General features: G+C 33.5%; 10 protein-coding genes and 1 tRNA gene. 7 read left to right on the forward strand and 4 right to left on the reverse strand.

What is annotated here, in order from left to right; genetic code table 11:
- Nucleotides 1–13: 13 nt before the first annotated feature.
- Nucleotides 14–1,510 carry an MFS transporter gene (locus RB619_RS06830; protein WP_308095716.1) on the reverse strand — a complete coding sequence of 499 codons (1,497 nt, stop codon included), beginning with the start codon at nt 1,508–1,510 and terminating at the stop codon, nt 14–16.
- Nucleotides 1,511–1,959: 449 nt separating this feature from the next.
- A tRNA-Phe gene (locus RB619_RS06835) sits at nt 1,960–2,035 on the reverse strand.
- A 104-nt stretch (nt 2,036–2,139) separates the two neighbouring features.
- Between RB619_RS06835 and RB619_RS06840 the strand changes: the two genes are divergently transcribed.
- The 6 genes from RB619_RS06840 (at nt 2,140) to RB619_RS06870 (ending at nt 9,082) form a co-directional block, all read left to right on the forward strand.
- Entirely contained in the window at nt 2,140–2,874 is a 735-nt protein-coding gene (locus tag RB619_RS06840) for a type III pantothenate kinase (RefSeq protein ID WP_308095718.1), read from the forward strand.
- Nucleotides 2,867–4,096 carry a hypothetical protein gene (locus RB619_RS06845; protein ID WP_308095720.1) on the forward strand — a complete coding sequence of 410 codons (1,230 nt, stop codon included), beginning with the start codon at nt 2,867–2,869 and terminating at the stop codon, nt 4,094–4,096. The genes RB619_RS06840 and RB619_RS06845 overlap by 8 nt, the downstream gene beginning before the upstream one ends.
- Before the next feature lie 50 nt (nt 4,097–4,146).
- Nucleotides 4,147–4,698, forward strand: coding sequence for an LPS export ABC transporter periplasmic protein LptC (lptC, locus tag RB619_RS06850; RefSeq protein WP_308095722.1), 552 nt, complete (start codon nt 4,147–4,149; stop codon nt 4,696–4,698).
- A 202-nt stretch (nt 4,699–4,900) separates the two neighbouring features.
- Nucleotides 4,901–6,160, forward strand: coding sequence for a hemolysin family protein (locus RB619_RS06860; protein WP_308095730.1), 1,260 nt, complete (start codon nt 4,901–4,903; stop codon nt 6,158–6,160).
- A 108-nt stretch (nt 6,161–6,268) separates the two neighbouring features.
- Complete coding sequence (locus RB619_RS06865; protein ID WP_308095732.1) at nt 6,269–8,368, forward strand: peptidylprolyl isomerase; 2,100 nt, start codon at nt 6,269–6,271, stop codon at nt 8,366–8,368.
- Between the two features lie 270 nt (nt 8,369–8,638).
- The gene (locus tag RB619_RS06870) at nt 8,639–9,082 is read left to right on the forward strand and encodes a hypothetical protein (RefSeq protein WP_308095734.1); all 444 of its coding nucleotides are present in this window, start codon (nt 8,639–8,641) and stop codon (nt 9,080–9,082) included.
- A gap of 9 nt (nt 9,083–9,091) precedes the next feature.
- Here RB619_RS06870 and RB619_RS06875 read toward each other — a convergent pair whose 3' ends face one another.
- Together RB619_RS06875 and RB619_RS06880 are read right to left on the reverse strand one after the other, a co-directional pair.
- A complete protein-coding gene (locus RB619_RS06875) occupies nt 9,092–10,000 on the reverse strand; it encodes a GYDIA family GHMP kinase (RefSeq protein WP_308095736.1) in 909 nt (302 codons plus the stop codon).
- A 102-nt stretch (nt 10,001–10,102) separates the two neighbouring features.
- Nucleotides 10,103–11,416 carry a hydroxymethylglutaryl-CoA reductase, degradative gene (locus RB619_RS06880; RefSeq protein WP_308095737.1) on the reverse strand — a complete coding sequence of 438 codons (1,314 nt, stop codon included), beginning with the start codon at nt 11,414–11,416 and terminating at the stop codon, nt 10,103–10,105.
- A 180-nt stretch (nt 11,417–11,596) separates the two neighbouring features.
- Between RB619_RS06880 and RB619_RS06885 the strand changes: the two genes are divergently transcribed.
- Nucleotides 11,597–13,768, forward strand: coding sequence for a S9 family peptidase (locus RB619_RS06885; RefSeq protein ID WP_308095738.1), 2,172 nt, complete (start codon nt 11,597–11,599; stop codon nt 13,766–13,768).
- The last annotated feature ends 22 nt before the right edge of the window (nt 13,769–13,790 follow it).

Consider the following 13,790-nt stretch of genomic DNA (forward strand, 5'->3'; position numbering starts at 1 on the left):
TTATATGTAGGTATTAAAGGTGATTCGTTTTGTTTTTATTATCAATGTAAACCATTCCAATTACAAAGCAGATCGAAGCAATAATAATTGGGTACCAAAGTCCTTCCAAATAAAACTTCGGTTCTCCTTGTGCTTTGGCGTGCGTTACAAGGTAGGTCGAAATTGCAGGAAGCAATCCTCCAAAAATCCCATTTCCAACATGATAAGGAAGAGACATCGAAGTATATCGTATTTTAGTTGGAAACATCTCCACTAAAAAAGCTGCAATTGGCCCATAAACCATTGTAACAAATAAAACCTGAATGAAAACCCAAAAAATTAATTTCCATTTATCGGCAGAATTTATATTGATTGTAATAGTACTCTGTGATTTTTTATTGTTATTAAAATCTGTATTCTTTTCAATATACGTAGTTCCGTCGGTATAGGTTTTTGAAATGGTGGTTATTACGTCATTATTAGTGGTTTTTTCAATATTTTTTGTGGTTTTTTCTACAATTTCTGTTTTCTCATTGAAATTAACCGTATTGTACATTTCATCATAAATCGACCAATAAGAAGAAACAGCAAGGAGCATTCCAAGCATCATAATGTATTTTCGTCCGACTTTATCACTGAGCCATCCAAAAACAATGAAAAACGGAGTTCCTAGAAGCAAAGTAATTCCTAATAGTTCATCAACTTGAGATGAATCGATATTCATGACGGTTTTCATGAAACTCATAGCGTAGAATTGGCCGGTATACCAAACAACGCCTTGTCCCATTGTTGCTCCAAAAAGAGCTAACAAAACAAATTTTAAATTGTATCGGTTTCCAAAGCTTTCCTTCAACGGATTTGTACTCGTAGTTCCTTCTTTCTTCGCTTTTGCAAAAACTGGAGACTCATCCATATTTTTTCGGATTAAATACGAAACACCAACCATAACGATCGAAACCCAGAACGGAACACGCCATCCCCAAGCATCAAAATCTGCAGCAGAAAGTACATTCTTAGTGGCCAAAATAACCATTAGTGAAATAAATAAACCTACTGTCGCTGTAGTTTGGATCCAAGATGTCCAATATCCTTTTTGTCCAACTGGCGCATGTTCTGCAACATAAGTCGCGGCACCGCCATATTCGCCGCCTAGTGCAAGACCTTGAAGCAAACGCAGAATTAATACTAATAAAGGAGCAACAAATCCAATAGTTTCATAACTCGGAATACAGCCTATTAAAAAAGTAGAACCACCCATTAATAAAAGCGTAGCCATAAAAGTGTATTTACGTCCAATAATATCGCCAAGTCTTCCAAAGAATAAAGCTCCAAAAGGTCGTACCACAAATCCGGCAGCAAAAGTTGCTAAAGTCGATAAAAATGCTGCAGCTGGATTATCACTCGGAAAGAATTTTGTCGAAATAACAACTGCCAAACTCCCAAAAATATAAAAATCGTACCATTCAATCATTGTTCCCATCGAGGACGCCGAAATAACTTTCCAAATACCTTTAGTAGAAGTTTTGCTCATAAAACTGTTTTGTGTACTTAATAATGATTAAATAATAAAATTATAGTTTTACGAATATAGAAGATATTTTTATATTCACTTAATACTTTTTTAACAAAAAGAATGTATTTATTGACTTTTGTTTTTTTAGTAGTATATGCTTTATAAAGTCTGAGAAAAAGTAAAATTAACCGCAAAGCACACAAAGAAAAAAACGCAAGGTTCGCAAAGCTTAAAATAAAAGTTTGCGAACCTTGTGTAAGTCCTAGAGCTCTTTGCCGTTAAATATTGAAAATGGAAATGATGGGTTTAAGTAGATAAAATAATGCAATTTAACCGCAAAGCACACAAAGAAAAAAACGCAAGGTTCACAAAGCTTAAAATGAAACTTTGCGAACCTTGCGTAAATCTTAGCGCTCTTTGCGGTTAGATCATAAAAACAAAAAACCCGAATATTGCTATTCGGGTTTTGGTGGTACCTCCAGGGATCGAACCAGGGACACATGGATTTTCAGTCCATTGCTCTACCATCTGAGCTAAGGTACCGTCTTGTGCTCAATGCGGGTGCAAAGATAGAATCATTTTTTGTTTATCCAAAACATTTTTTTAAAAAAATCAATTCGTATCTTCGCAAGGGTAATAAAATAGATATGATTTTAACTGTAGATATTGGGAACACAAGAATAAAAGCATCTGTCTTTGAGGGAAATACTGCTTTAGAGAATTTTGTTTTTGAGAAAAATGAACTCGAAAAAAAAATTAAAGAAATATTAGAAAAATTTCAAAATTGCTCCGATTTGGTTGTTGCTTCTGTTGGAAGTATAGAAAAACAATCTTTTTTAATCTTCGAAAATCGATTAAATATTCACTTTTTTACCCACGAAGATATTTTTCCTTTTCATAATAAGTATGCAACACCAAAAACATTAGGAATTGACCGAATGATTTTGGCATCTGGCGCAACTTTACAATTCCCTAAAAAAAACAGATTAGTTATTGATGCCGGAACTTGTATAACCTATGATTTTATCGACGAAAACGACAATTATCTTGGTGGCGCAATCTCGCCGGGCCTTAGATTGCGATACGAATCATTGCATCAATTCACGGCAAAACTGCCTCTGCTGACATTTCAAGAACCAGAATCATATGTAGGAAACTCAACTAAAGAAGCTATTCATTCCGGAGTTGTCAATGGGTTCGTCTATGAGATTGACGGTTTTATCGATGAATATCAGGCTGCGTTTTCAAATTTTATAATAATTTTAACGGGAGGCGATGCAGAATTTTTGGCTAAACGATTAAAAAATACCATATTTGCCAATTCAAATTTCCTTTTAGAAAGTTTGAACCAAACATTTCAATATAAAATCGACAATGATTAAAAAAATTATAATAAGTGCTTGTTTACTTATCTCGTTCGTTTCATTTGCTCAGCAAGGTACAGCTTCGCCATATTCTTTTTACGGAATTGGAGATGCAAGATTTAAAGGTACTCTAGAAAATAGATCTATGGCTGGGGTTTCGATAGAACAAGATAGTATTCACTTGAATGTTGATAATCCTTCAAGTTATGCGAGTTTAAGACAAACTACATTTACAGTTGGAGGAAGTTTTGGTACTTCTACACTAAAAAATTCTACTCAGTCTGAAAAAGCACAGCGTGCAACTTTCGATTATTTAGCAGTGGGAATCCCAATGGGGAAATTTGGAGCAGCTTTTGGTTTGGTTCCGTTAACTTCAGTTGGATATAAAATTTTGAATGATAACACAGATACAGAGGGGGCAACAAACAGCCAGTTTCAAGGAAAAGGTGGTGTTAATAAAGTGTTCTTTGGTTTGGGTTATAAAATCAAACCAAACTGGAATATTGGAGCCGATGCACAATATAACTTCGGTTCGATTACTACAACAAGTGTAGAAGCAATTACTGGCGTTGCAAATTCGACTTCAGAAACAAACAAATCTGAATTGTCTGGTATTAATTTTAATATAGGGACAATGTATCAGACTAAGATTTATAAAAAAACGATGTTGTTTACTAGTTTAAACTACACATTTGCAAGTACATTAAATGCTGACAATACAAGGGTTATTTCGGTAAGCGGTGATCCAGATCCTATTACGTTTGATCCGGTTGCGGCAAAATTAAAAATGGGAAACAAATTGACAATTGGTGCGGGTGTTGGTATTCCTAGAAAATGGCTTGTTGGTACTACATTGGCATTTCAAGGAGAAGGTCAATTTCAAAATTACTACAATACAAGCGATGATGTTCGTTATGAAAAATATTCAAAATATGCTCTTGGAGGATATTATATTCCTAACTATACCTCATTTACAAATTATTTCAGCAGAGTTACCTACAGAGCTGGTTTGAAATATGAGAAAACGGGATTAGTAATAAATAATGAGTCTATAAATGATGTAGGGATGACTTTAGGTGCTGGTTTTCCAATTAGTGGATCTTTTTCAAATGTAAACATAGGAATTGAATTTGGTAAAAGAGGAACGACTTCTGCAGGCTTGATTCAAGAGAATTATTTAAACTTTAGTGCAAGTTTCTCTTTCAACGACAGATGGTTTAGACAACATAAAATCGAGTAATACCTCAGTTATATTTTTATAAGCTCACTACAATTTACTACTTTTGGCAAATGAATTTACCAAAAAGATATATTTTAACCGTTGTCACAGTTCTTGCTGTGACACTGTTTTTTGGGTGCGAAAGTAATTTTAAAGAAGTGCAGAGAAGTAATTTTGCCGAATTCGTTCCGGGAAGTGATGCTGATACTGTAAATATAAAATATACTGATTCTGGCCGTATTACTGGTGTTTTGATAAGCCCTAAAATGCTGGATTATTCTAATCTTGAATTTCCGTTCACAGATTTTCCAAAAGGAATTGATGTTACTTTATACGATAAAAAACAAAAGCGTACTTTTATAAAGTCAAATTACGCGGTTTCTTATAAAAACACAGGAATTATTGATTTGCAGGGAAAAGTAAAAATTACTTCAGAAGCAGGTCAGATGTTGGAAACAGAACAGCTTTATTTTGATCAAAAAAATGAGTGGTTTTATACAGAAAGAAAATTCAAGCTTACAGATGCAAAAGGAGTATCAAACGGGCAGGGAATAGATTTTAGCAAGGATTTTAAAATGATTAATTCACAGCGAATAAGCGGTGAAATCGAATCAAACGAATAAATATTATGGGTTATTTAAAATATACACAATACGTATACATTGCATTTGCAGTTTACTTTATATATGACGGCGTAACAAAACTTAATGAAGGTAATGCCAATTATCCCTTAAGTTTTTTAATTGCTGGAATGGCGGTTTTTATGTTTTTCTTCAGAAGGAAATTTGTCAAAAAATTTGACGATCGCAATAAAAAACAGTAAAAATGGAAATTAGTATTATAATATTATGTTTAATACTAGCTGCCTTTTTTTCGGGAATGGAAATAGCTTTTATTTCCTCCAATAAAATTTATCTTGAAATTGAGAAAAAGCAAGATAACTTTTTGTCAAGAATCCTAACCAGACTAACTCAGAATCCCTCGAAATTTATTGCCGCAATGCTTATTGGCAATAATGTCGCACTTGTAATCTACGGATTTTACATGGGAGATTTAATTCTTCAATGTTTTGTTGGTTTCGGATTTCAGTTTTCTGCTTTGACAAGTTTGCTTGTTCAAACTGCGCTTTCAACTTTTATTGTTTTATTGACAGCCGAATTTCTTCCAAAGGTGTTTTTTCAAATCTATGCAAATTCTTTAATCAAGTTTTTTGCAGTTCCGGCTTATATTTTCTACAAGCTGTTTTATTATATTTCAACTTTTTTTATCTGGATTTCTGACTTCGTTTTAAAGAAATTTTTTAAGACCGAAGGTGATCAGGTGCAGTTGTACTTTAGTAAAGTAGAATTGGGAAATTATATTACAGAGCAAATGAATTCTGTAGAGGATGATGAAGAAGTTGATTCTGAAATCCAGATTTTTCAGAATGCATTAGAATTCTCGGGCGTAAAAGCGCGCGATATTATGACGCCTCGTACAGAAATTGTCGATATAGATCTGTTTGAGAGTGTTGCAGACTTAAAAGCGCTTTTTATTGAAACAGGTTATTCTAAAATCGTAGTCAGTCAAAATTCACTTGATGATATTGTGGGTTATGTGCATTCTTTTGATTTGTTTAAAAAACCAGCAACAATCAAATCTGTTTTAATGACAGTAGAGTTTGTCCCTGAAACAATTTTGATTAAAGATGCTTTGAATCTTCTTATCAAAAAAAGAAAAAACGTTGCCGTTGTGTTAGATGAATATGGAGGAACTTCTGGAATTATTACCATAGAAGATATTGTAGAGGAGCTTTTTGGAGAAATTGAAGATGAACATGATCTTGATGAAGAGCTTTTGGAGCAAGAATTAGGAGCAGGTGAGTACTTATTTTCGGCCAGATTGGATGTCGAATATTTAAATGAAACCTACAAATTAGAAATTCCTGAAGAAGACTCATATGGAACCTTGGGAGGGTTTATAGTGAATTCTACTAAGAAAATTCCGCAAAAAGGGGATCAGATTGTAATCGATAACTATCATTTTGTGATCGAAGAGGCAACAAATAAGAAAATCGAATTGGTGAAAATGTCCATAAAAGACTGATTTTTTTTAATAATTAAAAAAATTGTTGAAAATAAAACGCTAGTTGTATTGTTATTAACTAGATAATTGTATTTTCGCAAACTGAATATAAAATTAACGATAATAAAAATGGCAGTTTTAGCAAAAATTAGACAGCGTTCCGCTTTATTGATAGGAGTTATTGCACTTGCATTATTTGCATTTATAATACAAGATCTATTTAATAAAGGAACATTTAGTCAAAGTTCAAAAGATGTGGGAAGCATCGACGGAAAAGATATTTCATTTGAAGACTTTAGAGTTAAAGTTAGTAATGTTGAAAAAAGTGGTCAAGGAATTACTTCCACTGAAGCTGCAAACAGAGTTTGGGATCAAGAAGTTTCAATCGCTTTATTATCTTCTCAATTTGATAAATTAGGATTGAGAGTAGGTGAAAAGCATTTAATTGAAGTTTTAAAAGCTGATCCAAATATTGGTAAAAATCCAATGTTTTTAAATGCAGCAGGTATGTTTGATGTTGTAAAATTCAAAGAATACTTCAAAACTAATCCTGAAGCGGCTCAATATATTTCTGCTAAAGAAAAAGATGCAGAATTAAATGCAAAATTCCAAATCTACAATACATTAATCAAATCTGGACTTTACACTACTGCTAGTGAAGGAAAGTTGAAATATGAAATGGAAGCTAACAAAGTAAACTTTAGTTATGCTGCAGCTTTATATTCTTCTATTAAAGATAGTGATGTAAAAATCTCTGATGCTGATATCGTAGATTATATGAAGAAAAACGAGAAAAAATTCAAAGCGGATGAAACTCGTGAAATTCAATATGTTTTAGTTGAAGACAAAGCTTCAAAAGAAGACGAAGCTGAAATCAAAGCTAAAATCACAGGATTATTAAACGGAAGTGTTGTTTACAATGCTAAAACTGGTAAAAATGATACTTTAGCTGGTTTTAAAAGCGCTACAAACATTGCAGAATTTGTAAACTCAAATTCTGATGTTCCTTACGATTCTACTTATGTTCCTAAAAATGCTTTGCCAGCTGTTGACGCTGATAAATTATTCAGCTTGCCTGCAGGAGCAATTTACGGACCATATGTTTACGGAAGATACTACGCAATTTCTAAATCTTTAGGATTTAAAGCTGGTGTTAACGCAAAAGCGAGTCATATCTTAATTGGTTACGAAGGTTCTCAAACACCAAACCAAAAAGAGAAAAGAACTAAAGAAGAGGCAAAAGCTAAAGCTGAAGAAATTTTAGCTCAAGTTCAAGCCAATCCAGACAGTTTCATGATGCTTGCTTTTACAAGCTCTGATGATTCATCTGCACAACAAGGTGGAGATTTAGGATATTTTGGTCAAGGCCAAATGGTAAAACCATTCAATGATTTTGTATTCGGTAACGGAATTGGTAAAGTTGGATTGGTTGAAACTCCATTCGGTTTCCACATTATCAAAATTACAGACAAACAAGACGGAATTCGTTTAGCTACAATTGCTCAAAAAATCGAGCCATCTGAAGCTACTTCTGATAAAGTATTTACATTAGCAACTAAATTCGAAATGGATGCTGCTGATAAAGATTTCAATGCTACTGCAAAAGAATTAGGTTTAAAAGTTGCTGCTCCAGTAACTGCAAAAGCTATGGATGAAGCGTTTGGTCCATTAGGAAACCAACGTAACATCATCAGATGGGCATTTGATAAAGAAACAAGCGTTGGTGATGTTAAACGTTTTGAATTAGCTAATATTGGTCACGTAATTGCTCAATACAAAAGCGAAAACAAATCAGGTTTAGTATCTGTAACTTTAGCTAGACCTTATGTTGAGTCTATCTTAAAAAACAAGAAAAAAGCTGAAATCTTAAAAGCTAAATTAACTGGATCAACAATCGAAGCTATGGCTAAGAGTGCTGGTGTAGCAGTTCAGCAAGCGACTGACGTTACTATGGATAACCCAGTGTTGCCAGGTGGAGTTGGACAAGAGCCTAAAGTTGTTGGAAATGCATTTGCTTTAGCTGCAAATAAAGTTTCTGCTCCAATTGAAGGAAATACTGGAGTTTACGTTGTGAAAAACGTTAGCACTGTTAAAGCTCCTGCTATTGCAAACCATGCTGAGTATGTTGCTAAGTTAAAAGCTCAAAGTGCATCTGACACAAATAGAGTTTTACCAGCTTTAAAAAGCAATGCTAAAATTGAAGATAATAGATTACAGTTTAACTACTAGTTTTTAGTACTTAAATCAAAATACAAGACCCGAAACATTTTGAGTGTTTCGGGTTTTTTGTTTAATGATTTTTAAATTTTGTAATACAAATTGTCGCTTTTTTTCTAAATTATATAGGAATAATAGAAATATAATTTAAAAAATTTGGGATATTAAAATTATTACAGTTTATTTGTCGAAATTTTTATTTAAACAGAATAAAATTTATCTGTATAGTATTTAAAAAATAGTGAGAGAAAATGAGTAAGTACTTTAATAATCAGATGTTTAATGTTTTTTGCGTTTAATCTTTTTCGGAGAAAACCACGGGTTTATTCCAAAATTGAGAATCATATTTACGGAATAATCATTGAGCTTTTAAAAGTAAGCAGCACCGACATCAATGTTGATGAATTAGGCGGTAAATACTATTTAAGCAACGAAGAGCAACATTTCAAGGTTACGATCTTAAGTAACGATTATGTCATCAGGTTAACGAATACACGTGATTCTGTAGCTGAAAAATACGACAAAGGTTTTGTTGAAGATGTTTTAAAAGCTGTAAAGGAAGAAAAGCATCGCAGAATGGAACTTGTCTATGATTCTATCAACAATAGTATAGAAAAGATGGCAGAGCGTCTTCACAACACACTTATCGAATCTAATGAACTAGAGAATCAAAAGGTTCGTCACCTGCAATCAGAAACTGCTGAAGATAAAAAAGTGAATTTCTAACTGAAGTTTTTATAAAATCATTTCTTCATAAGTAAGAATGGTTTCATATCCTTTTGACTGAAAATATGCTGCTGGGTTTTCTTTTGAAATTACCATCACAAAATCGCCTCCCCACGCACCTAGACTTTTAATTGTACCATTAAAATCAGGAAAAGCTTTTTCTTTTATCGTTTGAATTTCTAGAATGTCACTTAAATGGTTTTCGTGCCTTTCAACTGCTTTTGCAAATTCTGCTAGTGTTTTAGCATGCAAAATTGCGTTGGTGATTTTATTGTTTTCAGCAACACTTTTAGCTAAATTTTGATCTTTGTGTTTATTGTAGGCGTGAATGGCGGCTTTGCTGTTCTGTTTTTTATTCAGATAAACAAAGAAAATATTTTTTGTAAAATCAGGGTTGAAGTCAACAGGTTCAACATTGTTGTTTTCTATTTTATAAAGAATAGGAGTGTCGTTTTGAGCGCACGCAATATCGTAACCGCTTCCGCCAAAACTGTTTCTCAGTAATGTAAAAGCATTAATTTTTGTCCATTGCGCGATATTGTTAATCAAAGTCGATGAAGTTCCTAAGCCCCAATTTCTTGGAAATGTCAAGTTTGTTGTGATTTTGTATCCATCAGAATTATTTATAAAATCTGGATTTAATAAATAAGCTTCATGAAGAATATTAATCAGCGTTGTTTTTACAGTTTCAATTTCTGAATCTGTTTTATTGATGATTTCGTCAAATGAAATTGTATTTTCAAACCAAAGCGTGTTATCGTAATCATAGCTTTTCCAATCGATGATTTTGTCTTTTGCATTTTCGACAATTAAATTCTGTCCAAATTTAGTTGGCAAAGCAAAAGCATCTGCGCCGTCTAAAACTAAATATTCTCCAGAGATGAATAATTTTCCGTTACTGTAAAAGGTTGTTGACATACGTGATTTTTTAGCCCCGATAGCAGTGAAAATCCTTTTATGCCGGTCCCGAAAGCTATCGGGAGGCAAAAGATTGTAGCGGATAGCGGGATTGGCTTCTAATTATTTTCTTAAATTCTCGATAAACTCCACTACAGCACTATGCGATACTGCAGTTTTTTTAAAATGAGCTTTAATTAACTGACGCTCTTCAGGAGTTGCTTCAAACTGATTGATGATGTTATTAAGGTGCATTTTCATATGTCCTTCCTGAATTCCAGTTGTTGTAAGAGAACGCAAAGCGGCGAAATTTTGTGCCAGACCCGCAACAGCTGTAATTTCCATTAATTCAGTCGCCGAAGGTTTTTGTAGGATTTCCAGACATAATTTTACCAGCGGATGTAATGAAGTTAGGCCGCCTACAGTTCCTAAAGCTAAAGGGATTTCGATCCAGAAAGTAAAAATCCCGTTTTCGATTTTTGCATGTGACAAACTTGAGTATTGACCGTTTTTTGATGCATAAGCATGAACTCCGGCTTCGATTGCTCTAAAGTCGTTTCCAGTTGCTAAAACTACTGCATCAACGCCATTCATAATTCCTTTGTTGTGTGTTACGGCTCTAAAAGGCTCAACTTCGGCAATTTGAACCGCCTGAACAAAACGTTCTGCAAATTCTTGTGGGTTTGTGATATGTTTTTCTGACAAATCTTCAATTGGGCAGGAAACTTCGGCTCTTACAAGACAATGTGGTACATAATTAGATAAAATACTCATAATTACTTGAAGCGCATCTTCTTCAGAAAATAAATCAGAGTTTTGAAATTCCTCTTTCAAAGTCGAAGCAAACTGCTCCAGGCAAGAATTGATGAAATTGGCGCCCATGCTGTCTTTCGTTTCGAAAGTTGCATGAAGCTGAAAATAATTTTCAAGCAGGTTTCTTTTGTCTTTTAATTGAATATCTAAAATTCCGCCTCCACGCTGTTGCATATTTTTGGTAATGCTTTGCGTTTCAGAGAAAAATTTAGGTTTGATTTCTTCGAAGAAAGATTGTAGTTTTTCCGAATTTCCATTAAAGGTAAAATGCACCTGGCCAATTTTTTCGGTATTAATTATCGTTGTTTTGAACCCGCCGCGTGTTGCCCAGAATTTTGCTGCTTTTGATGCTGCAGCAACAACAGAACTTTCTTCAATTGCCATTGGGATGGTTTTGTATTTCCCATTAATCAAAAAATTGGGAGCAACTCCAAGCGGAATATATAAGTTGGTAATTGTATTTTCGATAAATTCATCATGAAGCTGCTGAAGCTTTTCGTCTGAATTCCAGTAATTTCTTATAATATTTAGAGCCTCTTCAGGAGTAGAAAAATATTCGTTTGCGATCCAGTTTATTTTTTCTTTTTTGGATAATTTAGAAAATCCGGCAACAGCGTTGTTCATTCTCAGTGTGTTAAATAATATTGTGCGCACAAAGATACTATTTTAAGAGTTTTGATTGCAATCTATTTGAGTTGTGAAAGTACGCAATCGTTATTTTTTTTAACATTTAACACTTAAAATGTGTATTATGTTTATTTTTTTTACTAAAATTGGGCTCTTTTTATATTTAAAATAATTATAATGAATACAAGTAAATTTACTGCAGTACTTTTATTTTTAACTGCGGTGGTTTTTGGACAGCAGAAAATAACTGTCGAAAACATTTTTGGAGGTATATTTCGGGCTAAAGGAATGGACCAAATGCAATCCTTAAAAAATACCAATCAATATACTGTTTTAAATGTCGATCAGGCAAGTGGAAGCGCACAGGTTGATTTATATGACTTTGCAACGCTAAAAAAAGTATCAAATTTAATCGATACTAAAAACTTCAAAGAGCTTGCTGACGGAATTGACGCTTACACTTTTGATGCTTCTGAAAAAAAGATTTTAATTGCGTGTCATTCAAATAAAATTTTCCGTCATTCCTTCACTGCAGATTATTTTCTTTATGATATTGCAACAAAAAGCTTGACTAAATTGGTTGATTTCCAAATTCAGGAACCAACTTTTTCGCCAGACGGAACAAAAATCGCTTACGCAAAAGAAAACAACCTTTATATTTATGATGTTGCTTCAAAAAAATCAGTTGCTGTTACAACTGATGGAAAAAAGAATGCTGTTATAAATGGTATTACGGACTGGGTTTATGAAGAGGAATTTGCATTTGTACGTGCATTTGACTGGAGTAAAGACAGTAAAAAATTAGCTTATATCCGTTTTGACGAAAGCCAAGTTCCAGAGTTTTCAATGTCAATATTTCACAAAGATTTATATCCGAAAATCGAAACTTTCAAATATCCTAAAGCAGGAGAAAAGAATTCAGCAGTTTCATTGCATATTTATGATGCAGCGGCAAGTACTTCTAAAAAAGTTGATTTAGGAAACTACAATGATTTTTATATTGCAAGAATGCAATGGACAAATGATAATAATGTATTATCAGCTCAGGTTTTAAATCGCCACCAAGATAATTTAGATTTGTTGTTTGTTGATGGAACTACTGCTGCGGCAAAAGTAGTTTTAAACGAAAAAGACAAAGCTTATGTTGATGTTACAGATAACTTAACTTTCTTAAAAGACAACAGTTTTATCTGGACAAGCGAAAAAGACGGATTTAATCATATTTATGTTTATGATAAAACCGGAAAGCTTAAAAATCAAGTTACAAAAGGAAACTGGGAAGTTACTTCATACTACGGTTTTGACGAAAAAACGAAAACTATTTTCTATCAGTCTACAGAAAATGGATCTATAAACAGAGCAGTTTACCGCATTTCATTAGACGGAAAAAACAAAGTTGCTTTGACGAATAAAGTTGGAACAAATAAAGCGACATTTAGTCCAAACTTCCAATACTTCATTAATACCTATTCTAGCGCTTCTCAGCCTACTGTTTATACATTAAACGATGCAAAAGCAGGGAAAGAAATTCAGGTTATAGAAAACAATCAAGCTCTTGCTGACAAATTAAAAGGATATAATCTTCCTTCAAAAGAGTTTTTTGTTTTAAAAACAGCTAAAGGGAATGAATTGAATGCATGGATTATGAAGCCAAAAGATTTCGATGCTTCAAAAAAATATCCAGTTTTCATGATTCAGTATTCTGGTCCAGGTTCACAGCAGGTTGTAAACGGATGGGGAAGCTCAAACGAATATTGGTTCATGATGCTTACACAGCAAGGTTATATCGTGGCTTGTGTTGACGGAAGAGGGACTGGATATAAAGGTGCTGATTTCAAAAAAGTAACACAATTACAATTAGGTAAATATGAAGTTGAAGATCAAATCGATGCTGCAAAAGTGATTGGTTCTTATCCGTATGTTGATGCTTCAAGAATTGGTATTTGGGGATGGAGCTATGGTGGATTTATGGCTTCAAACTGTATTTTCCAAGGAAATGATGTTTTCAAAATGGCAATTGCTGTTGCGCCAGTTACAAACTGGAGATTCTATGACAGTGTTTACACAGAAAGATACATGCAGACGCCACAGGAAAATCCAACTGGATACGATCAAAACTCTCCTATAAACCATGTTGAAAAATTAAAAGGCAAATTCCTATTGATTCACGGTTCAGGTGATGACAACGTGCACGTGCAGAATTCAATGCAGATGATGGAAGCTTTGATTCAGGCAAACAAACAATTTGATTCTCAAATTTACCCAGATAAAGACCACGGAATTATTGGCGGAAAAACCAGAATTCAGCTTTATAATAAAATGAGTAACTTTATCAAAGAAAATTTATAAATCTAAAATATTAACCTTAAAT

Source organism: Flavobacterium sp. LHD-80 (assembly GCF_030929605.1).
Lineage (GTDB): Bacteria > Bacteroidota > Bacteroidia > Flavobacteriales > Flavobacteriaceae > Flavobacterium.

What these genes read in the sequence shown, in the direction of transcription:
- RB619_RS06830 (WP_308095716.1), bottom strand. Translation starts at nt 1,510, where the DNA reads ATGAGCAAAACTTCTACTAAAGGTATTTGGAAAGTTATTTCGGCGTCC.
- RB619_RS06840 (WP_308095718.1), top strand. Translation starts at nt 2,140, where the DNA reads ATGATTTTAACTGTAGATATTGGGAACACAAGAATAAAAGCATCTGTC.
- RB619_RS06845 (WP_308095720.1), top strand. Translation starts at nt 2,867, where the DNA reads ATGATTAAAAAAATTATAATAAGTGCTTGTTTACTTATCTCGTTCGTT.
- lptC (WP_308095722.1), top strand. Translation starts at nt 4,147, where the DNA reads ATGAATTTACCAAAAAGATATATTTTAACCGTTGTCACAGTTCTTGCT.
- RB619_RS06860 (WP_308095730.1), top strand. Translation starts at nt 4,901, where the DNA reads ATGGAAATTAGTATTATAATATTATGTTTAATACTAGCTGCCTTTTTT.
- RB619_RS06865 (WP_308095732.1), top strand. Translation starts at nt 6,269, where the DNA reads ATGGCAGTTTTAGCAAAAATTAGACAGCGTTCCGCTTTATTGATAGGA.
- RB619_RS06870 (WP_308095734.1), top strand. Translation starts at nt 8,639, where the DNA reads ATGTTTTTTGCGTTTAATCTTTTTCGGAGAAAACCACGGGTTTATTCC.
- RB619_RS06875 (WP_308095736.1), bottom strand. Translation starts at nt 10,000, where the DNA reads ATGTCAACAACCTTTTACAGTAACGGAAAATTATTCATCTCTGGAGAA.
- RB619_RS06880 (WP_308095737.1), bottom strand. Translation starts at nt 11,416, where the DNA reads ATGAACAACGCTGTTGCCGGATTTTCTAAATTATCCAAAAAAGAAAAA.
- RB619_RS06885 (WP_308095738.1), top strand. Translation starts at nt 11,597, where the DNA reads ATGAATACAAGTAAATTTACTGCAGTACTTTTATTTTTAACTGCGGTG.